Source organism: Marinobacter flavimaris (genome assembly GCF_045057155.1).
Lineage (GTDB): Bacteria > Pseudomonadota > Gammaproteobacteria > Pseudomonadales > Oleiphilaceae > Marinobacter > Marinobacter manganoxydans.
This window is the reverse complement of record NZ_CP171359.1, coordinates 2,304,949-2,329,900: the sequence shown is the minus strand read 5'-3', so window position 1 is coordinate 2,329,900 and position 24,952 is coordinate 2,304,949. Positions and strand designations below refer to the sequence as shown.

Sequence of the window (24,952 nt, the reverse complement as noted above, 5' to 3'; positions counted from 1 at the left end):
CACGACTACCTGGATTATAGGGGACAGATACGCCAGCCGTGGGTTGGCGGATGAGGCTTGTACCGGTCTGTGGTTTGCCGTGAGGACGCTTGTCTTCTAGGCTCAGACATACAAATCGCAATTCCCAGGAGGCTTTAATGTCTGACCATCACGTGTACAAAAAAGTGGAAATTGTCGGGTCTTCCAAGAAAAGCATTGAAGACGCCATTGAGAATGCACTTGAGGAATGTGGTAAAAGCGTTCGCAACATGGAGTGGTTTGAGGTAACCGAAACCCGCGGCCATATCGTTGATGGCAAGGTGGGCCATTATCAGGTCGTAATGAAAGTCGGTTTCCGTATCGCCAACAGCTGAACAGGCGCTCCCTAGTTACTGCGAATTGCCCGGTGCCGAATGGACGAGACCAGCTGGTTCATCAGCTCCCGGGCCTCGCCCTCGTGCAGGCTGTGGCATTTGTCCTGCAAGACCCGGCGATCGTGATTGGATGAGTCGCTAGGGACATCTTTTAGCAGGTCCAGATACTGGCAGGCCGCAAGGTGCGCCTTGATCTCGGCATCAATCAGCCGGGTAACCAGTTCATCGACGGACTCTGTGCAGAAGGGGCGGTTCCGGTTAAGCAGCTCTCGGGCCTCCAGGGCCGCATTGCGAGCTTCCAGTCTGAGTTCGCCGGCCGCTTCGCCGCCTTCAACCGCCCTCAGGAACATGCCCAGGCGTTCATGAAGATTCCATACCTGTGGCCAGATCCTGGCGTAGGCTTCCACTTCTTTCTGATAGCGGGCTTCTTCAACTGGGGAGCCTGAAGCGCCATTGCCGGACTCACCCGGACGATTGAATTGTGCTACCCGTATGTCGTCAACTTCCCGCCACAGCGTATCGGAATGCTCCCGTAATGCGGTCAACTGGTCCTCGCTACGCCGGCGAGCGCCCGATCCGATGAACAGGGCAATCACGGCCAGGCCCAGGGCGGCCGCTGAAAGCAGAAGCGGCAGGCCGCCTGCCGATAACATGCTCCACAATGGGTCTGTATCCATGGTGTCTGACCCCCGCGTAAATCCAGTCTGGGTCTATCAGTATAGAAGTTAATCCGGCGTCTGCTGTCGGAAGGGCAGGGCGGATTCCGCATCGCTGAAATAAGCACGCACGTGGTCCGCCTCCTCTCGGGTGAAGTTTTCTATGGCTTCGCGGAAGCCGGGGTGCAGAACGCCATGCCAGGAGTGGGTGATTACCGGCTCAAAGCCACGTACCAGTTTGTGTTCGCCCTGGGCGCCGGCATCAATATGGCTGAGGCCGAGGTCCATCGCCAGTTCGATGCCCTGGTAGTAGCAGGTTTCAAAGTGCAGGTGGTTATATTCGTCAAGGCAACCCCAGTAACGCCCGTAGAGGGTGGTTTTGCCCGCCAGGAACAGGGCACCGGCAATCATTTCGCCCTCGCGCACTGCCATCACCAGATGTACGTGTTCGGGTAGCTGTTCCAGAAGCAGCTCAAAGAATCGCTTGTTGAGGTAAGGTCGTTGGCCCCGTTTCAGATAAGTCGCCTGGTAAAACACATAGAACGCGGAAAGCACGTGCTCCGGAATATCCCGGCCATGAAAGCGTGTAAAGGAAATTCCCTGGTCCGCAACCTGGCGACGTTCCTTGCGGATGGACTTGCGCTTGCGGGAAGTCAGCGCCGCCAGGAAGTCCTCGAAATTACGGTAATCATGGTTATGCCAGTGGAACTGGCATCCGATGCGATGTAAGGCCTGCTCGTGTTGAAGCAGCTCCTGGTCCTCTTTGCCGGGAAACAGCAGGTGCCAGGAGTGGGCTCCAAGTTCATCGGTCAGCCTGTCCAACAGGTGATGAACCTGTTCCGGTACCAGCTGTTGTCGAATGTCCGGATCCAGCAGCAGCCTTGGGCCTGAGGATGGCGTGAAGGGAATGGCGATCAGTAATTTTGGATAGTACGCCAGCCCATGCCGCTGGTATGCATCGGCCCAGGCCCAGTCAAACACATATTCCCCCATGGAGTGGCCCTTCAGAAAAGCCGGCGCAAGGCCGACGATTCTGCCAGCCTTTCGGAACACGAGGTGACGTGGCGACCACCCGGTCTCCGGGGATGTGCATCCGGACGCTTCCAGTGCCTGGAAAAACTCGTAACGAAGAAATGGATTGCTATGCCCAGCCAGCCGCTCCCACTCAGGGGCGGGAATATCATTGATGCTGGTGCAGGTTTCCAGTGTGAGAGTCGCTGGTCCGGGTTCTGACATGGTGAGGGAAAACTCCTTTATGTACCCGATACCATACGTCAGAAGACGGCTTTTGATCACCCCGGGGTCAGTGTAAAGGTTCTGCAAAGTGACCTGGCCCGAATCAGTGGTTTGCGGGTAGCGTGTTAGACTTCAGCAGCAACTGTGGTCGGCACGACAGGTGGAGAAGCGACATGCAGAACAGGGTGTTACTGGTCGAGGACGATGATGAATTGCGGGAATTGCTTGCCCGTTACCTGACCAATCAGGGATTTACCATTCGGGAAGCTGCCAATGGCCGGGACGGCCTCGCCCTGGCGCTGGGTCAGGACTGCGATATTGTCGTGCTGGACATCATGCTGCCGGATATCAGTGGCCTCGAGGTGTTGCGGGAACTGAGGGCAGAGACCCATCTGCCCGTGGTATTACTGACCGCCCGGGGCGACGAAACGGATCGAATCGTCGGTTTCGAGGTTGGTGCCGATGACTATATTCCCAAACCCTGTAATCCGCGCGAGCTGGTGGCCCGGCTGCAGGCGCTTTTGCGGCGGATTGCCTGGGACCAGAAAACCGAAGTCAATGCGGCCCGGACCTATGGCGACCTACGTGTCGAGCCGGGCCATCGCCGAATTTACCAGAATGATGTGGCGATGGAGTTGACCGCCACCGAGTACGAGGTTCTGCAGGTTCTTCTGGCACACGCAGGCAGCGTGGTCCGCAAAACCGATCTCATGCAATGGGCGCTGGGCCGGCGCCTTGAAGCTTACGACCGCACCCTTGATATGCACATCAGTAACCTTCGCAAAAAACTGGGCAACGACGACCCGCCCCGTATCGAAACCGTTAGGGGGCTGGGGTACAGCTATCGGGTGCCAGAATGAAACAGCGGCCCATGTTCCCTCTGTTCTGGCGGATCTTCCTGTCGATCTGGCTGGCTATGGCGGTCACCGTGGTGGCCAGTAACCTTGCAACCAGGATGCTTCTGGACCGGGAGCGGGAAGCCATCGAGCGCCAGGCAGGTCTAAGGGATCTGGCCGAAGAAGCTATCGCAATTCGCGAGGCCGGCGACCGTGGCGAAGCGTGGCGTTTTCTGCGGGACGAAGGCGAGCGTCTTGAACTGTTTCTGGTGTTGCTCGAACAGGATGAAAACGATGGCAAGCTGCCCTCGTTCATCCGCGACCGCATGAAATCCGGCTGGTACCCGCAGAAACCCGCGGTACTGGACGTTGGCGGCGGTTACCGGTTGGTGGCCTGGCCACGGGTGCAGGGCGCCGGCTGGCTCAACCCGAGATTCTTCAGGGCCATCGAGCTCGGGCTGGCCCTGCTGATGATTTCACTGGCGTGCTGGTGGATCGCCCGCCTGGTATCGCGACCGTTGAAACACATGGAAAGCACCGCCCAGGCGATTGCGGCCGGTGATAATTCTCTGAGAGTCAGCGAAAAGATCGCCCAACGCCGGGATGAGGTGGGGCAACTGGCCACGGCTTTCAATGCCATGACCGAACAGCTCTGCAGTCTGCTGGAACGCCAGAAACATCTGCTTCGGGATATTTCCCACGATTTGCGAACGCCGCTCACCCGCCAGCGTATAGCCATTGAGCTGGCAAACGAGGCCGGTGCAGATGAAGAGCTGATGGCCAGCATTCTGCGCCAGAACGAACGGCTTGAAACCATGACCGGTCAGATACTGACGTTATACCGGGTTACCGAAGCCGGCGGCGATATCGAGCGCGAGCCCCTCCGGCTGGTGCATGTGATCAATCAGGTTCTCAAGGATGCAGCGGACTATGCCGAACACCAGGGTGTGGACTGCAAACTCGTGGTGTCGCCGGAAAGTTCAAGGGCGTCGGTGCTGGGTGATGAAGGGCTTTTACAGCGAGCCATCGACAACATCCTGCAGAATGCCCTCGACCACACGCCACCTGGCAGGGCTGTTCATCTGGCCGTGACGGTGGCCGATGACTGGTTGACGCTAACGGTTGATGACGAGGGGCCGGGCGTTCCGGATGAGCTGATCGGCCAGCTTTTCGAGCCGTTCTTCCGCGCAGACAAGTCTCGCGGGGGCACGGGCTGGGGGCTTGGCCTGGCCATTGCCAGAGACATCGTAGCGGCCCACGATGGCGTGATCGGGGCAGCAGCGGGAGAAACTGGCGGCTTACGGGTGACGCTTCGCCTTCCGGTGTTTTTCGGGGGCGGCTGACTCCGGCTCCGGGTCGGAAGGTTTCAGTTTTTCGGCGCCGGAAAAGTCGATACCCTCCTGCAGCTCGTCTTCGTCAAAGCGGATTCCGCAGGCCGCTTTCCGAATCTTCGCGGGCTTTGCCGTGCCCGGGTTGTTGTATTCGTCTTCAGAGGCCATAGGTCGTTGTCCATGAAAAAAGATTACCCCGTTCCGGCAGGATACCTTGAGCGTGAAACGGAAGTGAAGAAAAGCCGGTTCATTGCCCGGGTAGCCCCGGTGAGTTCGCGGGAGGAGGTGAAGGACTGGCTGGAACAGGCCCACCAGGACCACCCGGACGCCCGGCATATCTGCTGGGCCTACCAGATCGGGCGTCCCGGTTCTGCCGCCGAAGCTGGTATGAACGATGATGGTGAACCGTCTGGAACGGCCGGGAAGCCGATTCTCAACGTGATTCAGCACAAGGATATGGGAGATGTGCTGGTGATGGTGGTCCGGTACTTTGGTGGCATCAAACTGGGCGCAGGTGGCCTGGTGCGAGCCTATGCCGGAGCTGCAGAGAGCGTGCTGTCGGCTGTTGACCGGGTGGTCCAGAAGCCCATGGTGGACGTGCTGGTGCTCCTGTCATTTGCTGACGAGCAACCGCTGCGGCACTGGTGTGAGATGAACGGGGCATCGGTGGAATCGGTGGATTACGGGGCCTCGGTACGGGCTGGTGTTCTGGTCCCCGAGGATCAGGTCGAGGCATTCGGAGCCTTCTGCGATGCCCATAAACTGGATTACAGTTTAGAAAGGTGACGGATCCCGGGGGCATCGTTGTGCGTCTGCGAGGCGTATACTGTTCGTAAATCTGAGTCTCAATCGAGGACAGGAATCATGATGCGTTTTCTGATGTTAGCGGTTGTCGCACTGGCCATGACCGGTTGTGCCAGCAACGTGGTGACCGACTACAACTCTTCCGTGGTTTTCGGTAATTATTCCTCCTGGGCGTTTGCCGGTGGCACCGATTCGTCTTCCTTTACCTCACTCGACGGCACTCGGGTGCGCAGTGCCGTTGAGCGAGAGCTGAATCGCAAAGCGCTGAAACAGGTCCCTGAAGCAGAGGCGGACTTGCTGGTGAGCTGGCAGATCGTGCCCGAAGAGCGCCTTGAGCAGACGGGGCTGGGACTCGGATTTGGTTTTGGTAGCGGGAATTTCGGCTGGGCCCTGTCTGCGCCGCCACCGGTACGTGAAATTGAAGAGGGAAAGCTGGTTGTAGAGCTGGCAGACAGCAAGTCGAAAGAAGTTGTCTGGCGCGCCGCCAGTCGGCGCTATCTTAATGAAAACCAGTCACCCGAGACCCGAAGAGAATTGATCGACGAAGTCGTGGCCGAAATGTTTACCAAGTATCCTCCTGGTCTCGATTGAAGGCGTTACAAGACAGGAATAGCACGGAGACAGAATGAAGAAGCGATCTGAGGGCGGTCTGGTTTTTTCGACCGAGCAGGGGCGTATGTGCCCGGATTGCCGTAACCCCGTGAATGAATGTACCTGCGGTACATCATCACGGCCTGCCGGGGATGGCATTGTCAGAGTAAGCCGGGAGACCAAGGGCCGCAAGGGTAAGGGTGTCACCCTGATTACCGGCATTCCACTGGACGACAAAGAACTGAAAGCCTATGCCAAGGTGTTGAAAGCCAAATGCGGCACCGGTGGCACAGTAAAAGATGGTGTGGTCGAAATCCAGGGCGACCAGCGGGATCTTCTGGTTCCGCTGCTTGAGCAAAAGGGGTGGACGGTGAAGCGCGCCGGTGGCTGATGGTATAACACGCAAATCCCCCACGCTCACGTTACAATAGAGCCCGCGTTAACAAATCCCGACTTTCATACCAACCGGAATCTGCCCAGAAATCCCTGCAATTATGCCGTTGGATGGCGGATTCTGTTCGACCGGAGGCAAGCATGCATATACTGGTTTTGGGCGCAGGCGTTGTGGGTACTACCACGGCCTGGTATCTGCAGAAGCAGGGGCACCAGGTAACTGTGGTTGATCGCCAGAACCAGGCCGGCCTGGAAACCAGTTATGCCAACGGCGGTCAGATCTCCGTTTCCCATGCGGAGCCGTGGGCCAACCCGTCCGCCCCTCTGAAAGTCATGAAATGGCTGTTCCAGCCCGACGCGCCCCTGCTGTTCCGGCCAAGACTGGATCCCGCTCAGTGGCGCTGGGCGCTCTCTTTTCTGGGGCAGTGCACCTCGGCCCGGGCTGCCCACAACATCCGCCAGATGGTAAATCTCGGCACCTACAGCCGCAGCCAGTTGCAGGCCCTGCGTAAGGAAGCGGGCATCGAGTACAACCATCTCGAGAAGGGTATTCTGCACTTCTACACCAATCCTGCAGAGTTTGACGGTGCCATGGAGCCGACCCGGATCATGCAGGATCTGGGGTGTGACCGTCAGATTATCGATGCAGACCGGGCGGTAGAGCTGGAGCCGGCACTCAAGCCGATCCGCAACCGGATTGCCGGGGCAACCTACACCTCGGAAGACGAATCCGGTGATGCCCGGATGTTTACCCAGAACCTTGCAAAACGCTGCGCGGAGGCCGGCGTAGAGTTCCGGTACGGCACTGAAATCCTGGGCTTCGAACGCGCCGGCGAGCGGGTACTCGGTATCCAGACGCTCCGGGACGGCCATCATGAGACGCTGCGCGCGGATGCCTACGTGCTGAGCATGGGCAGCTTCAGTGCGGCGCTCGCCAGTCAGCTCGGTATTTTCCTCAACATCTATCCGGCCAAAGGCTATTCGATTACGGTACCGGTGAAGAACGAGGAGGCGGCGTTCAACGTCAGCCTCACTGACGACGAGTACAAGCTGGTTTATTCCCGCTTGGGTGATCGCATGCGCGTGGCGGGCACGGCCGAACTGAACGGCTACAGCCGGAAACTGAACTATACCCGCTGCCGCGCTATCGTGCGCCGCACAGCGGAAGTCATGCCCGAAGCAGGTTACTGGGATCAGGCGGAGTTCTGGACCGGTTTACGGCCTGCGACGCCCTCCAACGTGCCGTACATCGGAAAAAGCCACTTCGCCAACCTCTACCTGAATACCGGACACGGCACCCTTGGATGGACCCATTCCTGTGGTTCCGCCGCGGCCCTTGCGGACATTATTGACGGCCGCAAGCCTGAGGTGGATTTTACGTTTTCCGGCCTATAAAAAAGGGGCCAGATGAGGTGTGTCATCTGGCCCCTTCCCAAACGCCTCACTGATTACTGCAACTGATCCCGAATCAGTTTCTTGTTGATCTTGCCAACACTGGTCTTCGGAATATCTTCCACGAAATCAATATGCTCCGGGATCGCCCATTTATTGATCTCGCCGCTTTCCACAAACTGCTTCAGATGGTTCTGGATATCCTCGGCACTGGCTTGCTCGCCCGGCTTCAGGGTGACCAGAGCATGCGGGCGTTCGCCCCATTTCTCATCGGGCACGCCAACGACCGCAGCACCGGCGACAGCGGAATGCTGGCTGATCAGGTTTTCCAGATCCAGTGAAGACAGCCACTCACCACCGGTCTTGATCACGTCCTTGATGCGATCCTTGATGGTGATGGTGTTGTCCGGCTCCATGGAAGCTACGTCGCCGGTGTGTAGCCAGCCACCTTCCCAGAGCTGTTCGCCTTTCTCGGGCTCCTTGAAGTAACCCTGGGTCAGCCATGGCGCGCGGGCCACGATCTCTCCCTTGGCCTCGCCATCATGGGGGACCGGATTGCCTTCGGGGTCCACAATTTCCAGCTCAACCATGGGCGTCGCAATACCGGTCTTCACCCGGATCGCAGTTTGCTGCTCAAGAGGCAGTTCCAGGTCTTCGGGTTTCAGGTGCGACGCGCAGAGCAGCGGACAGGTCTCAGACATGCCGTAGGCGGTGTAAAGTTTGATGCCGAGCTTGGCCCCGGCGTCGCAAAGCCCTTTGGTAAGCGCGCTGCCGCCAATCAAGACGTGCCAGTTGCTCAGATCAGCCGTCTTGATGGATTCGGTGGCCATCATCATCTGCATGATGGTGGGCACGCAGTGAGAGAAAGTCACTTTGTGTTCCTTGAGCAGATCCACCAGCAGCTCCGGCTCATAGCGGCCCGGATATACTTGCTTGATGCCCATCATGGTGGCGGCATAGGGCACGCCCCAGGCATGCACATGGAACATGGGCGTCACTGGCATGTAGACCGACGAGGAACGCATCAGCGGCATCTCGTCGAATGACGCAACGGTGCCCGTCATGGCCAGCGTGTGCAGCACCAGCTGGCGGTGGCTAAAGTAGACGCCTTTGGGATTGCCGGTTGTGCCCGTGGTGTAGAAGGTGGTCGCTACACTGTTTTCGTCGAAATCGGGGAAGTCGAACTTGTCATTGGCCCTGGCGAGAAGGTCCTCATACTCCCCGACAGCCTCAACAGGTGCCTGTTGTGCGGTATTGCTGTCGGTGAGCTGAATCCAGGTCTTGACCGTTTTGATCTCGTCTTTGACCGCCTCAATGATCGGGAGGAAGTCGTCGTGAACCAGAACCACATCGTCTTCGGCGTGGTTCATGGTGTAAACGATCTGGTCCGGCGACAACCGGATGTTGACGGTGTGCAGAATGGCGCCAATCATCGGAATGGCAAAGAAGCACTCCAGGTACCGGGGGGTATCCCAGTCCATGACCGCAACGGTATCGCCCGGTTTCACGCCGGCATCGGTCAATGCGTTTGCCAGGCGGTGAATGCGCTCGACGAGATCGGTATAGGTGTACTTGCTGCGGTTGGAGTAGACAATTTCCTGGTCTGGATTGTACCTGGGGCCCGAGAGCAGGAGTCGTTTGATCAGCAGCGGGTACTCATAGGCGTTTTCAGCCGGGGGTAGAATGCGTGTCTGTGCCATTACGTGTGTCCTCTTTCCCAGTTGTTGGTGTTATCGCGAGAAACAGGGATAAATCTGACACAGTTTGGCTGAAACAGGAACCGGTAATAGTGAAAAAATGCAGAGCGAACGGTGGCTTAGGTGCGAAGTCCGTTTCGCTCTGCGGACGCGCCCGTCAGGGGCGGGGATATTACTCGTAGGTGCAGAGGTAAGCCGTGTCGATGTCGGTCTTTGCCTTGAAGCTGGCCTGGCCCGCTACATCAAAACTCTCGCCGGCACCGTAGGTCATCCACTCTTCCATGCCTGGGAGCAGCACAGTGAGGGCGCCGCTGATGACGGTCATGGTTTCTTTCTTGCTGGTACCGAACTCGTACTCGCCCGGGCTGATCACACCAACGGTGGCTGGCAGAGTCGAGGTCTGGAAGGAGATGGATTTTGCCTTGCCGTCGAAATATTCGTTCACTTTCAGCATTGGCTGAGCTCCGTTAATTGATGGGGAGGCTACTATACGGGAATTTCATGCACTTCCAATGACAAATCACGAATCGATTCGATCTGACTCCTTGCTTGACCCGTCCGGTTTGTCCTGATTCTCAAGACCGCTTTCCAACGTGTGCAGGTGAGTATCGTAGCGCTCCCTAAGCTCATCCTTGACCGTGCCTTCCCAAAGCTCAATGCCGGTAAAGTACCCGGCACGCCCTATCACGTGGGCGGCAATCGGCGCTGTCAGGAAAATGAAGACCACAATGGCAATTGCCCTGGCCGCCACGGTACTGTCGCCGAAGTGGAACGCCACGCTAGCCATGATCAGCATGGCGCCCAGCGCACCGGCTTTGGTGGTGGCGTGCATGCGGGTGGGCAGGTCCGGTAGCCTCAGGACCCCGATGGAGGCCAGAACCATGAACGCAGCGCCCAGGATCAACAGGAAGGAAACCAGCAGCTCACTCATCCTTAACCCCTCCACGTTCGACAAACCGGGCGAAACCAATAGCCGCCAGAAAGGCTGTCAGCGCAATCACAATGGCCACGTCCAGAAGGCTGGCGACGCCTGTTTCTATCGCATGAACGCCCACGTAGCCAACCACAATTGAGGTGATCAGCTCCAGCGCTACCACACGGTCCGGCAACGAAGGCCCTCGGGTCAGGCGAATAAACGCGAACAAAAGCGCGAGAGACAGCATGAAATAGACAACGTTTATTGATACGGAAAGCATTGCAACCCCCTAGCGCATGACCTTCAGCACACGGCGCTCCAGCTCCCTGAGATCATCTCTCAGTTGCTCTTCATCGTGCAGGAACATGGTGTGTATGAACAGTACCTTTCGGTCGTCGGAGACATCCAGGCTGAGCGTGCCAGGTGTTAGTGAAATCACGCTGCTGACAAACAGGATCTCCATGTCGGTTTCCGCGTTCAGAGGAAACGCAATCACGCCTGGCCTCATGTGCCACACTGGTGTGGCCACGTCGTAGGCCACCTTAAGATTGGACTTGACCAGCTCCTTGAGAAAGAAAACGAGAAAAGCCGCAAGGCGGGGGATTCTCCGGGAATAGCCTTTCAGTGCCGGCACCTGCTTTTGCAGCACCATCAGTGCAGCGTAGCCAAACAGTAGGCCGGCCAACAGGTTCATGGCCGTCACGCTGCCGGTGAGGGTGACCCATGCCAGCGCCAGCAGCAAATTCCAGAACAGACCAATCACTGTGACTGCCCTCCAAGCACTGCTTCAATATAAAGCTGTGGATTCATCAGCTGGTCCGCCGCCGTTTCCGCCAGAACGTAAATCGGCTGGCCATATAAACCAATAATCAACGTACACACTGCAAGGCCTGCGACCGGCAGGTACAGGGCCCAGCTTCTCGGGTGCTTCATCTCGCCTTTGAGCGCGCTGTCATCGGTGACGTGCTCCGGCAGCTTCTTCCAGAACACTTCCGCCCAGATCTTGATCATCGAATACAGTGTTAGCAAGCCAACGAGGAGCGCAATCCCCGCAACCAGATACTCGCTTGCCTCAAGACTCGCTCGGACGACGATGAACTTGGCGAAGAAGCCGGACAGTGGCGGAATGCCCGCCAGCGACAGGGCAGGAATCAGGAACAGCAACGCCAGATAGGGGCGCTGGCGGTAGACACCGCCGAGGTCTTTAAGCTCGTAGCTGCCCAGTAGGCGGTAGGTAATGCCGCTGACCAGGAACAGGTTCGTCTTAACAATGATGTGGTGCATGATATAGAACACTCCGCCGATGAGGGCGAGGGGTGTAAACAGGGCGAGCCCCAGGATCATGTAGCCGATCTGGCTGATGATGTGGAAGGATAGTATGCGCCGGAATTCGAACTGCGCGGCCGCTCCCAGAACCCCGGTGAGCATGGTCAGCGTGGCTCCCCAGAGCAGTATCGTATGGGTATAGCCGACATCCTGGGTAAATATCAGCGTAAACACCCGGTAGAGCGCATATACGCCCACCTTGGTCAATAGTCCGGCAAACAGGGCGGAGACGGCCACCTGGGGCGTGTGGTAGGACGCTGGGAGCCAGAAAAAAAGTGGAAACGCCGCAGCTTTGATACCAAAGGAAATCATGAACATCATCGAGACCACGGTCACCATGCCCGGGTCGTCGACGCTGCTCACCTTCTGGGCGATATCGGCCATGTTCAGGGTGCCCACCATGCCATAGAGCAGGCCCACTGCGGACAGGAACATGGCCGATGAGAACAGGTTAAGGGTGACATATTTGATGGCACCTTCCATCTGCGCCCGCTCGCCCCCGAGGGTCAGCAGGGCGAACGACGCCAGCAGCATTACCTCGAACCAGACGAACAGATTGAAGATGTCGCCGGTGAGGAAGGCGCCACCGACACCGGCCAGGAGCAAGTGCATCAGGGGAAAGTAGCCGAACCTCTGGTGCCCGTTGGGAATGGACGCCAGGGAGTAGATGGCAATAGCCAGGCCGATAATACCGGTCAGTACGATCATGATGGCGCTGAGTACGTCGGCCACGAACACAATGCTGAACGGTGCGGGCCAACTGCCCATTTCTACCACCAGGAAGCCTTGGTCCACTGTGAGCAGCAACAGCCAGATACTTGCTGCCAGCAGCAGGCCGGTGGCTACTACGCCAATCAGCCGCTGGAGCCGGATGGAACGCCAGCATGCCAGTGACAGCGCGCCGGCGACCAATGGAATAAGGATCGGGAGAACAGGTGCCAGGTTCAAGTATCAGTATCCTTCATCTGGTCCAGGTCATCGGTGCCAACCACCTCGTATGCGCGCCGTATCAGAACCACGGCAAAAGCGAGAACACTGAAGGCGATCACGATGGCGGTCAGGATGAGCGCCTGAGGCAATGGGTCAGCGACTGTCCCGGTGATTTGCTGTGCGCCCTCGGCAATCAGCGGCGGAGCGCCGCGGGTAAGGCCGGCGACCACGAAGATCAGAAGGTTGGCTGCGTTGCTAAGGATGATCAGACCAATCACCAGTTTGACGATGGACCGTCGGAGCATCATGTAGATGCTGGCTGTGAACAGCAATCCAATCACATAGGCCATCAAGGTTGCCATCTCAGAGCCTCCCCGGGATCAATGGACAGACATGAAAGATGATTAGGCTCATTCTCTGACCTCCATCAGACTGATTACAAAGGTCATCAGCGTGCCCAAAACCGCGAGGTACACGCCAATGTCGAAGATCAGCACCGTTGACAGCTTCAGGTAGCTCTCTCCGGGTAGGGGAAACTGCCACCAGTGGGCCGTTAGCAGTGGTTGGCCCGACAGCAGAGCGGGAATAGTGGACGCCAAGGCAAATAGCAGCCCGGCGGCGAGGATATCTCGGGGACTGACGCGCAGCAGTCGAAGAGTTGACCGGGCGCCGAAGGCGAAGGCATAGAGCACGAAGGCGCTGGCCGCAACCAGCCCACCGATGAATCCGCCGCCGGGCTCGTCATGGCCGCGCAGCAGCAAAAACACCGAAAACATCAACTGAAGCGGGACAATAGCCAGGGCGGCTGTGTTCAGAATCAGGGAGCTGGATCTCATGGTCTGTGCTGGTCCTCCGCCCTAAATTTGATCATGGAAAAGACGCCGATGGCAGCCAGGCCAAGCACGAAGATTTCACCCAGTGTATCGAGCTGTCGGAAGTCAACCAGGATCACGTTCACAATGTTTTTGCCGAAGGCCAGTTCCGAGCTGTTTTCGATGTAGTAGCTGGAAATGCTTTCAAAGAACTGTATATCCATTGCAGCCAGAATCAGCAGGGTCATCACTATGCCCGCGAAAACGGCCACCGCCAGGTCCCGATAGCGTTCCAATGGGGACGAAAGGTTGACGAAAGGCGGCAGTTTGAAGAGCACCAACACCAGAAGAATTACGGTCAGGGTCTCCACCAGCAGCTGGGTAATACCCAGGTCCGGGGCGCTGAAGTGGATGAAGATGAGGGCGACGCCAAAGCCAGTGACCCCAACGGAGGCAACTGAACCCAGGCGGGACCTGGTGGCGCAGGCGAAGAGCGTGGAAACCACCAGCAACAGAGCAATACCGAATTCATAGAAATAGCCGTCGCTGAAATCAAAACTCAGTTCGAAGCCGTGACGCGTGAGCAAGGTGTAGCCGGTCAGACCGAAGGTCACCAGCACAAGAATCAGCAGGTAAATCCCGAGGACGCCGTTCTGCAGAAGCCGGGTTTGCCAGTCGGCCACCTGGGTGATGCCCAGCATGAACCGAAAATAGCCAGCCTCCGGACCAAAGCGGCTGCCGGCGGTGTTAAGGGCGCAGAGATTGGGTTGCAGGCGCTGCCACTTGTAGAGCAGCAGCGAACCGATCAGCAGACTGACCACTGAAAGAATCAGCGGTACGTTCACCCCGTGCCACAAGGCGAGGGCGGTCTCAACCGCTGCGCCATGAACTGACGAAATCGCGGCGTCCAGCAGGATGCCAGCTGGTACAAAGGGAACCACGCCAAAAATCAATGCCAGGAGCGACAGCACGGCGGGGCCAATCAGCATGGCAAAAGGCGCCTCGTGGGGCTGCTTCGGGGTCTTGAGTACTTCGCCAAAAAACGGCTTGATGGCAACCAGCCCTGCGACCGCAACCACCAACATGGCAGACGCGACGGCCACCACCAGGAGGCCCAAGGACCACGCCGGAGCCTTGAGCAGTGATTCGAGCATTAGTTCCTTGGCAACGAAACCAAACAGGGGCGGCAAGCCTGCCAGCGAGAGTGCGGCCAGGCAGGTGATTGCCGCGGTAAGAGGCATGCTTTGCCTGAGACCTCCCATTTTTGTGATGTCCTTGGTGCCGGTCTCATGGTCCAGTGCACCGGCGAGCATGAACAAGGCGCCCTTGTAAAGGGAATGGGCAAGGAGGAAACAGATGAAAGCGGTGATAGCCAGCTCTGTACCGACCCCGATCAGCATGGTCAGGGTACCCAGGGCCATGACCGTGGAGTAGGCCAGTACCTTTTTGATACCAGTGCTGCTGAACGCCAGATAAGCACCGGTCAGCATAGTTGCAGCACCGAAAAGCATCAGTGAGCCACTCCAAAGCGCATCTCCGCCCAAGGATGGATTGAGACGGGCCAACAGATAAACGCCCGCTTTGACCATCGTTGCCGAGTGTAGGTAAGCAGAAACCGGCGTAGGGGCCGCCATGGCATTGGGCAACCAGAAATGGAAAGGCACTTGAGCTGATTTCGTGAAAGCGCCGATGAGAATGCAAATCGTCGCTGCGGTGTAAAAGGCGTGTTCTTGAATTTGCAGATCGGAAGCAAGTATTTCAGTAAACGAGTAACTTCCGGTAATGAAGCCGAGCAATATCAAACCTGCCATCAGGACGAGCCCGCCCCCGGCGGTAACGAAAAGCCCCTGAAGTGCACACTTGCGCGCTTCCTCGTCCTCGTGGTTGAAGCCAATCAGCATGTAGGAGGTGATGCTGGTTAACTCCCAGAAAACGAAAAACGCGATGAGGTTATCGGATAAAACCAGCCCCAGCATCGACGCCATGAACGACAGCATGATGACGTAGAATCGTCCCAGATCTTTGTGGCCTTTCAGATAGGAGCCGGCATAAATCAGGATGAATGTACCGATGCCACTGATTAGAAGGGCAAAAACCAGAGACAGGCCGTCTACCATGAAATCGAGGGTTATGCCGAGGCCCGGCATCCACTGGTTCTCAATCAGAAGGATTTCACCACGGCTGATTGAGGGAACAAGGCTGGCAAAGTATACGGTAAGCGATGCCGGAAGAAGCGCCAGAAGCCATCCAATGTGTTGGCCGGCGAAGCGGCGGAGCGCCGGCACGGCAAATGCCATTAAAAAACCCGATAGTACAGCCAGTGACATCATTTAAGGGTGCTCCGTTAGAACCCAGTTCTTAGCGTTATGCAGTTATCAGATTCCGGCCTTTGCACTTGGATCATACGCTGTTAAGCGGCAATCGACTCAACAACTCTTTGGGTTGAACCTTTTATTGATCCCAGGTCTGGCCGCGGGTGTTTTCTGTGGTTTTGACCCCCAGGTGCATGGCGGCTTTGGCCAGGAAATTAGCGCTGACGGGTGCCGTCATGAACAGAAAGGCTGTGATCAGAACCTCTTCAATGCCGATGCCCCTGCCGAGGGTACTGAAATAAATCACCGAGCTGACAACAATGGCGCCCACGCCGACCGTGGTTGCCTTGGTCGGGCCATGCAGGCGGGTGTAAAAATCCGGCAGGCGGGCCAGGCCAATCGCTCCGATCAGGGTAAAGGCGCCGCCTACAAGCAGCAAAGCGGAAACGGCATATTCGGCGAAGGTGCTCATCAGGTTTTCTCCGGGTTACTCAATAACGCTGCCGCGCTTGAGGTATTTTGCCATTGCAACGGTTCCGACGAATCCCATCACCGCAATGAGCAGGGCGGACTCGAGGTACATGCGTGTTTGTAGCGTTATACCGAGCAGAACGATGAGCGCGATGGCATTGACGTAGAGAGTGTCGAGCGCCAAAACCCTATCGGGCGCATCGGGCCCCTTGATCACGCGATAGACGTTCAGTAAGGCTGCCAGCGTGACCATGGCGATGGTGATGTAGAGCGCAATAAGAATCATCGGAACATCTCCAGCAGTGGCTTCTCATAACGGGCTCGAATCGTGTCGATGACTTCCTGCTCATCCTCGGCGTCCAGTGAATGGATGAGAATCAGTTTGTTGTCATCACTGACATCGGCGCCGACCGTTCCGGGCGTCAATGAAATAGTGCTGACCAGTATGCTGATGGCGAGTGGGTGATCCAGCTCAAGAGGATAACAGATGAACATCGGGCGAGGCTGCCGCGGGCTGAGTATGAGCTTTGCTACTTCAACACTGGCAACAATAATATCCCAGAGAACCCGCAACGCGTAGGCTGGCGCCCGCCAGCCCCTGATTACAGCGGGGCGGTCGGGCCAGAACCCCCGGGTCAGTTGGGGTATGCCCCAGGCAAGTACAATGCCCAGGACGACACTGCCCCCGCTTATGCCGTCACTCAGAAACTGCCAGGTGGCGAACAAGGTAAGACTTAGCCAGGGCTGAGGAAAACTGAGGCGATCGAGCATTAACTGCCCTCCCTGACCATGGGTGTTTGCAAGATTTCGATGTAAGCGTCGCTGTTGTGCAATTGCGCTGCAGTTGCATCGGTATAGTTCATAATGGGGCCAGCCAGCACTACCATGACAATGGCCATGGCAGTGAGTGCTCCCGCTGCCACGGAAATTCGGCCATTGAGCGGATCCGGTTTTTCCAGATGACCATCCACGGTGCGCCAGAACACGATGCTACCAGCGCGGCTGTAGGCAATGAGGGTCAGGAAGCTGCCGATCAGCAGTACTGACCATAGCCAGGCCATCTCGGTTCCCGATTCAACAGACTGCAAAATCAGCACCTTGCCAAAGAAACCGCTCAGGGGCGGCAGGCCGGCCGCTGCCACGGCACCCACCAGGAAGAGGACACTGAGGAAGGTGCGGCTCTGCATTTTAGGCGCTGTAACAATGCGGTCTTTCGCCGAACCGCGCTGGTTAGCGACCAGCTCAGAAACAAGGAACAGGCCGCCCACCGTCCACGTTGTGCTTAGCAGGTAGAAAAGCGCCGCAGACAATCCGGCCTGAGAACCAAGTGCAATCGGCGCCAGCAAGGTGCCCACCGAAATGATGACCTGCCAGGCGACCAGGGTCTTCAGAGTGCCGGAGCCCAGTGCGCCGATAACGCCCATGGCCAGGGTGGCCAGGGCGATCGGGAACAGCCAGTCCATGCCGAGATTGGCGAGCTCGCCTGCATCGTCGCCGAAGATAAGCAGATAGACCCGTAAAATGGCGTAGATGCCAACTTTGGTCATAACCGCAAACAATGCCGCAACCGGCGCCGTCGCTTTTGAGTAGGCCCGTGGTAGCCAGAAGCAAAGGGGCAGAATGGCTGCTTTAAGGCCGAAGACCACCAGTAACATCATGCCTCCGGCCTTGACGATGTTCAGGCCTTCTCCGGAGATTTGCGGAACCTTGACCGCGAGATCTGCCATGTTCAGAGTGCCGGTAACGCTGTAGATCATGCCGACGCTGATCAGGAACACGGCAGAGCCGATCAGGTTAAGCACGACATAGTGCAGGCCCGGAACGGTTCTGACTGTCCCGCCGCCATGCATCAGCAGACCATATGAGGCGATGAGCAGAACCTCGAAAGCAACAAACAGGTTGAACAGGTCGCCGGTGAGGAAAGCAATGTTTAGCCCCATGAGCTGGAAGAGGAACAGGCCATGGAACTGACGGTTTCCTTCATCGGCACCGCCTATGGCGAAGAGGTGGCAGAAAAGGGCCAGAATGGCAGTCATTATCAGCATCAGGGCGGCCAGTCGATCCAGCACCAGCACGATCCCGAAAGGTGGTTGCCAGTTACCGAATGCATAGATCCGATAACTGCCATCGTTTGCCATTACGAGGAGCACAACGGCGGATACTAGCATCAATACCGTTGTGGCCAGCGCCAGCGTCCGCCTCAGGTGGATAGGCGCGTAGCCCATAAAAGCCTGGAGAATGCCGCCGAGCAGGGGAATAAGAACAGGAGCGGTAAGCCAGTGGTTCATTTACCGGTAACCTCCGATTCTTCCTCCGGTGCGGGTGATTTGTAAGGCTGCTTCCCATCCACATGATCGTCCTCATTGTCCGCCAGGTTGCGCAGGGAGAGCACTACAACAAACGCAGTCATCGCAAAGCCAATCACAATGGCTGTAAGTACAAGGGCTTGTGGTAGAGGGTCAGAGTAACTGGCTGCAGTGCCGATGATCGGCTGCTGACCGGTCGCCAGGCGTCCACTGGAGAACAGAAACAGGTTGACGCCATAAGAAAGAAGCGTCAGGCCGACCACTACCGGAAAGGTCCGAGCACGCAGAATCAGATAGACGCCGGACGACGTCAGTGCGCCAATAACCAGTGCGAAAACGAGCTCCATTACGCACTCTCCTGTTTGGGTTTAATCGCAGAATGGGGCGACAACCGGCCGACAGTCACCAGCGACAGAAGGGTAGCACCGATAACTGCCAGGTAGACGCCGAGATCAAAGATCAGGGCCGAGGCAACCTCGAACTTGCCCACCACCGGCCAGGTGATGTAATCGAAGGTGGATGTGAGGAACGGGTAGCCGAAGGCGAAACTGCCAAGCCCGGCAACCGTTGCGAACAGCAGGCCCAGCCCGATGACGTTGTGGTAGCGCAGACGGATTCGATCCTCTGTCCACTCCATGCCGCTGGCAATGTATTGGAGAATCAGCGCAATCGAGGTAATAAGACCGGCGATAAACCCGCCGCCCGGCAGGTTGTGGCCGCGCAGGAAAATGAATGCGGACACCATCAGGGCAAGCGGTAACATTGGCCGGGCAATCAGGCTCAACATCAGCGGGTGCGCATCCCGGGCCCATGCGTGGCCGGCGCCATCGCTGGGCGGTGGCGTCAATACGGTGTCTTTGAGCATGGCGTAGATGCCCAGGGCGGCAATGGCCAGGACCGTGATCTCGCCCAGGGTATCGAAGCCCCGGAAGTCCACGAGAATGACGTTGACCACGTTAGTGCCGCCTCCGCCCGGCTTGCTGTTCTCCAGGAAGAACTCGGAGATCGAGCTGAATGGCTGGGTCAGCATGGCAAGCGTCACCAGTGTCATGCCAATACCTGCGACCGCCGCAATGGCCACATCGCGGAGACGACGTTTGAGAGGTGTTTCGACTGGCGTCCAGGGATGCATGTAGTAGATGGCCAGCATCAACAGAACAATCGTCACCACCTCCACAGAGAGCTGGGTCATGGCCAGGTCCGGTGCCGAAAAGCGGGCGAAGGCCAAAGCTACGACCAGTCCTACAACGCTCAACAGTACCAGTGCATAGAAACGCTGTCGGTGCAGTCCTGCCGTTGCAAAAGCGCAGAGTATCAGCACAGCGGCCGCAATCGCCGTTGGCGCATCCACCGGGCTCAGGCCGTTCTCACCGACAAAGACCCCCAGATCAAGCAATGGCATTGCTGCAACAGCGATCACACTGACAAACAGCAGCAGAGCGTAGCGCTGTAGCGAGCCGTTCTCCAGCCGTGAAGTCACGCTGTTGGCAAAGTCTACAATCCGCAGAACAACGCTCTCGAATACGGCCTTTTCATCGATTTCCCGGAACCGTGCGTGAAAATCGAAAAAGCGCTGGCGTTGGCTGTACATGAGCAAACCGCCGGCAAAAGCGAAAAAACTCATCATCAGCGGGAGGTTGAAACCGTGGAACGCCGCGAGTTGGTAATCCGGCACATTGCCGCCAAATGTGGCGGATGCCGCCATGTAAAGCAGCGGGCCGACCGAGATGGCCGGAAAGATGCCGATCATGACGAGCGCAAACACGAGAATCTCCGCCGGGATCTTCATGTAACGGGGAGGCTCGTGTGGAGGGTAGATCGGAAGATCAACCGGCTTGCCGTTGAAGAAAACGTCGTGGATAAAACGTGCGGAGTAAGCCACCGTGAAGACGCCCGCCAGGGTCGCCACGATTGGTGGCAGCCAGGCCCAGAGCCCCGGCAGGTTCAGCGCCAGTGATTCGGCGAAGAACATTTCCTTGCTCAGAAAGCCGTTCAGCAGCGGCACCCCGGCGTTCGATGCGGCAGCAACCATGGCCAGGGTGGCCGTGTGCGGCATGAAACGCCAGAGCCCGTTAATGCGGCGCATATCCCGGGTGCCGGTTTCATGGTCGATGATACCGGCGGCCATAAACAGGGAGGCTTTGAACGTGGCGTGGTTGATCACGTGGAAAATCGCCGCAACGGCCGCAAGCTGGGTGCCCATGCCGAACAGCAGGGTAATAAGGCCCAGTTGACTCACCGTTGAATAGGCCAGCAGGCCTTTCAGATCGTGCTTGAACATGGCGGTGTAGGCGCCCAGCAGCATGGTGGCCATGCCGGTAAAGCTGACCATGTAGAACCACTGTTCAGTACCTGCCAGGGCCGGATACAGCCGGGCCATGAGAAAGATGCCGGCTTTGACCATGGTAGCCGAGTGCAGGTAGGCAGATACCGGTGTCGGTGCCTGCATGGCGTGAGGCAGCCAGAAATGGAACGGGAACTGGGCCGATTTGGTGAACGCGCCCAGCAGAACCAGGGTCAGGGCGACCGGATACATGGCATGAGCCTTTATCTGGTCTCCGGCTGCCAGCACGTCATCAAGCTCGAAGCTGCCAACAATGTTGCCGATGATCAGGATGCCGGCGAGCAGTGCAAGGCCGCCGCCGCCGGTTACCGCGAGTGCCATCCGGGCGCCACGGCGGGCGTCCTGTTTATGGGTCCAGAAACTGATCAGCAGGAACGAGGTCAGGCTGGTCAGTTCCCAGAAAATCATCATCAGGAGGAGGTTGCTTGAGAGCACGATGCCGAGCATCGATCCCTTGAAGCACAGCAGCAGGGCGTAGAACTTGCCGACGTTTTCATGGGCTTTCAGGTAATAGCGGGCGTAAAGAATGATCAGCAGCCCGATGATCAGGATCAGCAGAGCGAACAGCAGGGACAGCCCGTCCAGACGAAAACTGAAGGAGAGGCCGAGCGCGGGGAGCCATTCGTAGCTGTGCAGCACAACGCCGCCGTCAGCAAGGGTTTCCCAATGGGGGAAAAGGGCAGCGAGTGCGATCAACGCGGGTACAGAAGATGCAACGGCAATCGCCGTTCTGCCGCCCTGGGCGAACAGCGGTGCGGCTAAAGCACCCAGAAAAGGCAGTAAAACAACCAGCGGTAGCGACATCGCAACCTCGTTATTGGTTTTCTTTTACGTGAGTATTGAAGGCATGTTTGCCTGAGTCTAGTCTCCGGCCGGCCACCCTGCACATTGAGCACCGATGCCCTTACGGCATGGAAGGTGGGGTGGATCAGCAGAAAACAGGCGGGTCCGGGAAGTACGGTAAACGTCCCCGGTGCCGCGCTATGTCAGCGGTCACAGGTGGGCGGGTAACTCTTGTGCAGCCGAAGGACCTTGCGGTCATGGTTGCTCCGTCAATGAAACTTGATTGCCGATGATACGTGCCCCGTCTGGAAGGTCAAGTCAACTTGCCATTGATCAAGTGTATACTCGCGATAAATATTTACTGAGAGAGTCCCATGAGCGACATCTATCCCAACCTTCTGAAACCCCTGGATCTCGGCTTCACTGAACTTAAGAACCGAGTGCTGATGGGGTCCATGCACACGGGCCTGGAAGACAGGTTCTGGAACATCCACAAGTTCGCGCGGTACTTTGCCGAGCGCGCAGAAGGTGGCGTGGGGCTCATGGTGACGGGCGGTTTCTCGCCCAATCTGGTTGGGCAGCTGGCCCCGCTTGCCTCAACCATGAACAATCGGGCAACGGCTCTTTTGCATCGTCATGTGACCGGTGCGGTGCATGAGGCAGGCGGTAAGATCTGTATGCAGATCCTGCACGCAGGGCGTTATGGCTATCAGCCGTTGATTGTCTCGGCATCGGCAACCAAGGCCCCGATAAGCCCGTTCAAGGCCCGCGCCCTTTCCTCGAAAGGGGTTGAAAGGCAGATCAACGATTTCGTCAGTGCCGCGAAGCTCGCCAAATTTGCGGGTTATGATGGCGTTGAGGTGATGGGCTCCGAAGGCTATTTCATCAACCAGTTTTTGTGTGAGCGGACCAACAAGAGAACGGACAAGTGGGGTGGCCCTTACGAGAACCGTATGCGCCTGCCCGTGGAGATTGTCCGCCGTATGCGCGAAGCTGTTGGGCCTGAATTCATCATTATCTACCGGCTGTCCATGCTGGACCTGGTCGAGGGTGGCCAGACCTGGGAACAGATTGTGACACTGGGCAAGGCCATTGAGCGGGCAGGAGCCACCATCATCAATACCGGGATTGGCTGGCATGAAGCCCGGGTGCCCACCATTGTTACCTCGGTGCCCCGTGGCGGCTTTGCCGATGTCACCGCCAAGTTCTATGGCGAAGTGGATATCCCGGTGTGCACGACCAATCGAATCAACACCCCGGAGAAAGGCGAAGAGATTCTGGCGGCGGGCAAGGCGGACATGGTGTCCATGGCCCGGCCTCTGTTGGCGGATAGCGAGTTTGTTCGCAAGGCCGAGCAGGGCCGTAGCGACGAAATCAACACCTGCATTGCCTGTAACCAGGCCTGTCTGGACCATGCGTTCCAGGCCAAGCGGGCTTCTTGCCTGGTGAACCCCCGAGCCTGTCACGAAACCGAGCTGGTATTGACGGTAGCGCCTGTTGTTCGTTGGGTTGCCGTTGTAGGTGCCGGGCCGGCGGGACTGGCGGCGGCGACAACCGCTGCGAAACGGGGCCACAAAGTGACCCTGTTCGAAGCGGATGACCAGATCGGCGGCCAGTTCAACTACGCCAAGCGCATCCCGGGCAAGGAAGAGTTTTACGAAACCCTTCGCTATTTCCAGCGCCAGATCGAGCTGCTGGAGATTGACCTCAAGCTCGGCACTCGTGTGGATGCCGAGTCACTTAAGGCGCAGGGTTTCGACGATGTCGTCATCGCCACCGGCGTGAAGCCGAGAACTCCGTCCATTGAAGGCATTGATCATCCCAAGGTGCTCGGCTACCTCGATGTACTTCGCCATAACAAACCCGTTGGCAAGAATGTGGCGGTTATCGGCGCCGGCGGCATCGGTTTTGATGTCAGCGAATTCCTGACCCATGACTTCAGCCATCATCCCGAAGGCGAGCAGGTCAGCGTTGCCGACTGGCAGGCAGAGTGGGGCGTTCATCCGGATTTTGATGGCCCCGGTGGGCTGGCGGAACGACAACCGACTCCGTCGCCCCGCAAGATTTATCTGATGCAGCGAAAAACCGGCAAAGTCGGCGGGGGCCTGGGCAAGACCTCGGGCTGGGTGCACCGCAACAGCCTGAAGCATCGCGAAGTGGAAATGCTTCGGGGGTGCCGCTATGAGCGCATCGACGACCAGGGGCTGCATATTTCCGTGACCGACAAAGAGGGCAAGGTGACGGAAAGTCGGGTGTTGGCCGTGGACAATGTGATTATTTGTGCAGGCCAGGAACCTTATCGGGAACTTTTCGACGAGTTATCGGACTCTGGGGTGTCCGCGCATCTGATCGGCGGTGCAGACGTCGCCGAAGAACTGGACGCCAAACGGGCCATCCGGCAGGGAACGGAAGTCGCAGCTAAATTATGACATTACTAATTGCCTTCGCAGTGCTCTCGATTGGCTTCTCCTTTTTATGCTCCATTCTAGAGGCGGCCTTGCTTTCGGTGACTCCGAGCTACATCGCCTCACTGAAAAAAGAGAAGCCGAAGCTTTTCGCCCGGTTGCGAAAACTGAAAGATGATGTGGATGATCCCCTGTCTGCAATCCTTACACTGAACACGGTTGCCCACACCGTGGGCGCCACCGGCGTTGGCGCCCAGGTGACTGTGGTTTTTGGGGAAGCCTGGCTCGGCATTGCCTCTGCGGTAATGACCCTGGCTATCCTGATATTCTCGGAAATTATTCCCAAAACCATTGGCGCCAAATACTGGCGGAGTATTGCGCCACGGCTGCCAGCTATTCTGGGGTTCATGATCAAAGCGCTGCTGCCGTTCATTTGGTTGTCCAAACAGGTCACCCGCCGAATTGGGTCTGGTGAGGCCGACGTTGATATCCGTGCGGAGATCAGCGCCCTGGCGGAGATCGGCAAGGATCAGCAGGCCCTGGACGAAGACGAACGGCGCATGATTCACAACGTCCTGCGATTCCACGAGATCAAGGTCAGTTCTGTGATGACACCAAGGACGGTCTGCAAATACGTTGATCCGGGCATCACTTACGACGAGTTCCGGGAGCAGGTCAGAAAGTCACCGTTCTCCCGATACCCGGTAATCGATGAGGAAGGCGAGGCACTCGGGTACCTGCATCGGGCAGATCTGATCAACCTCGATTCCGATGTCGACCTGCTCGATCACATGCGCAAGATCAAGCGAGTGAAAGGCAACACCAACATCGAATTCCTGTTCTCGGACATGCTGCGAGAGCGGCAACACCTGGCCGTCGTCTATGACGAATTGGGAACCTGGCTGGGAATAGTGACGCTGGAGGACATACTGGAGACACTTTTGGGCACGGAAATCATGGATGAAACCGATAATGTCTCGAACCTCCGCCGGTATGCGAAGCAGCGCTGGAGCCGGCGTTTGAAGAAGTATGGCTCCGGATAGGAGGGTTTGGTTTGG

27 protein-coding genes are annotated in these 24,952 nt (G+C 57.6%); 9 read left to right on the top strand and 18 right to left on the bottom strand.

The genetic code is table 11. The annotated features are described in order from the left end of the window. Nucleotides 1-137 precede the first annotated feature (137 nt). Nucleotides 138-353: a dodecin gene (locus ACGK9W_RS10875; RefSeq protein ID WP_008173934.1), complete on the top strand. Its 216-nt coding sequence runs from the start codon at nucleotides 138-140 to the stop codon at nucleotides 351-353. 11 nt (nucleotides 354-364) lie between these two features. Here the strand turns inward: ACGK9W_RS10875 and ACGK9W_RS10870 are convergent, their stop codons facing one another. Together ACGK9W_RS10870 and ACGK9W_RS10865 are read right to left on the bottom strand one after the other, a co-directional pair. Next, nucleotides 365-1,030: a hypothetical protein gene (locus tag ACGK9W_RS10870; protein WP_039882019.1), complete on the bottom strand. Its 666-nt coding sequence runs from the start codon at nucleotides 1,028-1,030 to the stop codon at nucleotides 365-367. 48 nt (nucleotides 1,031-1,078) lie between these two features. After that, nucleotides 1,079-2,245: a GNAT family N-acetyltransferase gene (locus ACGK9W_RS10865; RefSeq protein ID WP_405416787.1), complete on the bottom strand. Its 1,167-nt coding sequence runs from the start codon at nucleotides 2,243-2,245 to the stop codon at nucleotides 1,079-1,081. A gap of 173 nt (nucleotides 2,246-2,418) precedes the next feature. Between ACGK9W_RS10865 and ACGK9W_RS10860 the strand changes: the two genes are divergently transcribed. Beyond that, nucleotides 2,419-3,105 carry a response regulator transcription factor gene (locus ACGK9W_RS10860; protein ID WP_008173941.1) on the top strand — a complete coding sequence of 229 codons (687 nt, stop codon included), beginning with the start codon at nucleotides 2,419-2,421 and terminating at the stop codon, nucleotides 3,103-3,105. Beyond that, the gene (locus tag ACGK9W_RS10855) at nucleotides 3,102-4,424 is read left to right on the top strand and encodes a HAMP domain-containing sensor histidine kinase (RefSeq protein ID WP_008173942.1); all 1,323 of its coding nucleotides are present in this window, start codon (nucleotides 3,102-3,104) and stop codon (nucleotides 4,422-4,424) included. The genes ACGK9W_RS10860 and ACGK9W_RS10855 overlap by 4 nt, the downstream gene beginning before the upstream one ends. On the opposite strand, the gene ACGK9W_RS10850 is transcribed toward ACGK9W_RS10855, so the two are convergent. After that, entirely contained in the window at nucleotides 4,380-4,580 is a 201-nt protein-coding gene (locus tag ACGK9W_RS10850) for a hypothetical protein (protein WP_008173944.1), read from the bottom strand. The genes ACGK9W_RS10855 and ACGK9W_RS10850 overlap by 45 nt on opposite strands. Before the next feature lie 12 nt (nucleotides 4,581-4,592). Between ACGK9W_RS10850 and ACGK9W_RS10845 the strand changes: the two genes are divergently transcribed. From ACGK9W_RS10845 to ACGK9W_RS10830, 4 genes are all read left to right on the top strand, one after another. Beyond that, complete coding sequence (locus ACGK9W_RS10845; RefSeq protein WP_008173946.1) at nucleotides 4,593-5,198, top strand: YigZ family protein; 606 nt, start codon at nucleotides 4,593-4,595, stop codon at nucleotides 5,196-5,198. 81 nt (nucleotides 5,199-5,279) lie between these two features. Next, complete coding sequence (locus tag ACGK9W_RS10840) at nucleotides 5,280-5,807, top strand: DUF4136 domain-containing protein (protein ID WP_169702224.1); 528 nt, start codon at nucleotides 5,280-5,282, stop codon at nucleotides 5,805-5,807. 34 nt (nucleotides 5,808-5,841) lie between these two features. Then, nucleotides 5,842-6,198, top strand: a complete 357-nt coding sequence (locus ACGK9W_RS10835; RefSeq protein WP_104269875.1) for a translation initiation factor Sui1 — start codon at nucleotides 5,842-5,844, stop codon at nucleotides 6,196-6,198. A 143-nt stretch (nucleotides 6,199-6,341) separates the two neighbouring features. After that, nucleotides 6,342-7,595, top strand: a complete 1,254-nt coding sequence (locus ACGK9W_RS10830; protein ID WP_405416784.1) for a D-amino acid dehydrogenase — start codon at nucleotides 6,342-6,344, stop codon at nucleotides 7,593-7,595. Nucleotides 7,596-7,648: 53 nt separating this feature from the next. Here ACGK9W_RS10830 and ACGK9W_RS10825 read toward each other — a convergent pair whose 3' ends face one another. From ACGK9W_RS10825 to ACGK9W_RS10755, 15 genes are all read right to left on the bottom strand, one after another. Then, on the bottom strand, nucleotides 7,649-9,292 hold the full coding sequence (locus tag ACGK9W_RS10825; protein WP_008173954.1) for a fatty acid--CoA ligase: 1,644 nt from the start codon (nucleotides 9,290-9,292) through the stop codon (nucleotides 7,649-7,651). Between the two features lie 169 nt (nucleotides 9,293-9,461). Then, nucleotides 9,462-9,743, bottom strand: coding sequence for a pyrimidine/purine nucleoside phosphorylase (locus tag ACGK9W_RS10820; RefSeq protein WP_008173956.1), 282 nt, complete (start codon nucleotides 9,741-9,743; stop codon nucleotides 9,462-9,464). Nucleotides 9,744-9,809: 66 nt separating this feature from the next. Next, entirely contained in the window at nucleotides 9,810-10,220 is a 411-nt protein-coding gene (gene mnhG, locus ACGK9W_RS10815) for a monovalent cation/H(+) antiporter subunit G (protein WP_053112757.1), read from the bottom strand. After that, nucleotides 10,213-10,485 carry a monovalent cation/H+ antiporter complex subunit F gene (locus tag ACGK9W_RS10810; RefSeq protein ID WP_008173960.1) on the bottom strand — a complete coding sequence of 91 codons (273 nt, stop codon included), beginning with the start codon at nucleotides 10,483-10,485 and terminating at the stop codon, nucleotides 10,213-10,215. Before ACGK9W_RS10810 ends, mnhG begins: the two co-directional genes overlap by 8 nt. 9 nt (nucleotides 10,486-10,494) lie before the next feature. After that, the gene (locus ACGK9W_RS10805; protein WP_008173963.1) at nucleotides 10,495-10,968 is read right to left on the bottom strand and encodes a Na+/H+ antiporter subunit E; all 474 of its coding nucleotides are present in this window, start codon (nucleotides 10,966-10,968) and stop codon (nucleotides 10,495-10,497) included. Continuing rightward, complete coding sequence (locus tag ACGK9W_RS10800; protein WP_405416780.1) at nucleotides 10,965-12,479, bottom strand: Na+/H+ antiporter subunit D; 1,515 nt, start codon at nucleotides 12,477-12,479, stop codon at nucleotides 10,965-10,967. The genes ACGK9W_RS10805 and ACGK9W_RS10800 overlap by 4 nt, the downstream gene beginning before the upstream one ends. Further along, on the bottom strand, nucleotides 12,476-12,823 hold the full coding sequence (locus tag ACGK9W_RS10795) for a Na+/H+ antiporter subunit C (protein WP_008173967.1): 348 nt from the start codon (nucleotides 12,821-12,823) through the stop codon (nucleotides 12,476-12,478). Before ACGK9W_RS10795 ends, ACGK9W_RS10800 begins: the two co-directional genes overlap by 4 nt. A gap of 48 nt (nucleotides 12,824-12,871) precedes the next feature. Further along, nucleotides 12,872-13,297: a Na+/H+ antiporter subunit B gene (locus tag ACGK9W_RS10790; RefSeq protein WP_008173968.1), complete on the bottom strand. Its 426-nt coding sequence runs from the start codon at nucleotides 13,295-13,297 to the stop codon at nucleotides 12,872-12,874. Then, nucleotides 13,294-15,603, bottom strand: a complete 2,310-nt coding sequence (locus ACGK9W_RS10785; protein WP_405420957.1) for a putative monovalent cation/H+ antiporter subunit A — start codon at nucleotides 15,601-15,603, stop codon at nucleotides 13,294-13,296. Before ACGK9W_RS10785 ends, ACGK9W_RS10790 begins: the two co-directional genes overlap by 4 nt. A gap of 121 nt (nucleotides 15,604-15,724) precedes the next feature. Continuing rightward, complete coding sequence (locus ACGK9W_RS10780; protein ID WP_405420954.1) at nucleotides 15,725-16,057, bottom strand: Na+/H+ antiporter subunit G; 333 nt, start codon at nucleotides 16,055-16,057, stop codon at nucleotides 15,725-15,727. A gap of 15 nt (nucleotides 16,058-16,072) precedes the next feature. Further along, the gene (locus tag ACGK9W_RS10775; RefSeq protein ID WP_008173972.1) at nucleotides 16,073-16,342 is read right to left on the bottom strand and encodes a K+/H+ antiporter subunit F; all 270 of its coding nucleotides are present in this window, start codon (nucleotides 16,340-16,342) and stop codon (nucleotides 16,073-16,075) included. Then, a complete protein-coding gene (locus ACGK9W_RS10770) occupies nucleotides 16,339-16,827 on the bottom strand; it encodes a Na+/H+ antiporter subunit E (protein WP_405420951.1) in 489 nt (162 codons plus the stop codon). The genes ACGK9W_RS10775 and ACGK9W_RS10770 overlap by 4 nt, the downstream gene beginning before the upstream one ends. Then, nucleotides 16,827-18,344, bottom strand: a complete 1,518-nt coding sequence (locus ACGK9W_RS10765; RefSeq protein ID WP_008173978.1) for a monovalent cation/H+ antiporter subunit D — start codon at nucleotides 18,342-18,344, stop codon at nucleotides 16,827-16,829. The genes ACGK9W_RS10770 and ACGK9W_RS10765 overlap by 1 nt, the downstream gene beginning before the upstream one ends. Beyond that, entirely contained in the window at nucleotides 18,341-18,709 is a 369-nt protein-coding gene (locus ACGK9W_RS10760; protein ID WP_008173979.1) for a Na+/H+ antiporter subunit C, read from the bottom strand. Before ACGK9W_RS10760 ends, ACGK9W_RS10765 begins: the two co-directional genes overlap by 4 nt. Then, on the bottom strand, nucleotides 18,709-21,510 hold the full coding sequence (locus tag ACGK9W_RS10755) for a monovalent cation/H+ antiporter subunit A (RefSeq protein WP_008173981.1): 2,802 nt from the start codon (nucleotides 21,508-21,510) through the stop codon (nucleotides 18,709-18,711). The genes ACGK9W_RS10760 and ACGK9W_RS10755 overlap by 1 nt, the downstream gene beginning before the upstream one ends. Nucleotides 21,511-21,863: 353 nt before the next feature. Here ACGK9W_RS10755 and ACGK9W_RS10750 point away from each other — a divergent pair, with 353 nt between their 5' ends. Then, complete coding sequence (locus ACGK9W_RS10750; RefSeq protein WP_405420947.1) at nucleotides 21,864-23,918, top strand: FAD-dependent oxidoreductase; 2,055 nt, start codon at nucleotides 21,864-21,866, stop codon at nucleotides 23,916-23,918. After that, nucleotides 23,915-24,937: a CNNM domain-containing protein gene (locus tag ACGK9W_RS10745; RefSeq protein ID WP_273084279.1), complete on the top strand. Its 1,023-nt coding sequence runs from the start codon at nucleotides 23,915-23,917 to the stop codon at nucleotides 24,935-24,937. Before ACGK9W_RS10750 ends, ACGK9W_RS10745 begins: the two co-directional genes overlap by 4 nt. Nucleotides 24,938-24,952: the final 15 nt, after the last annotated feature.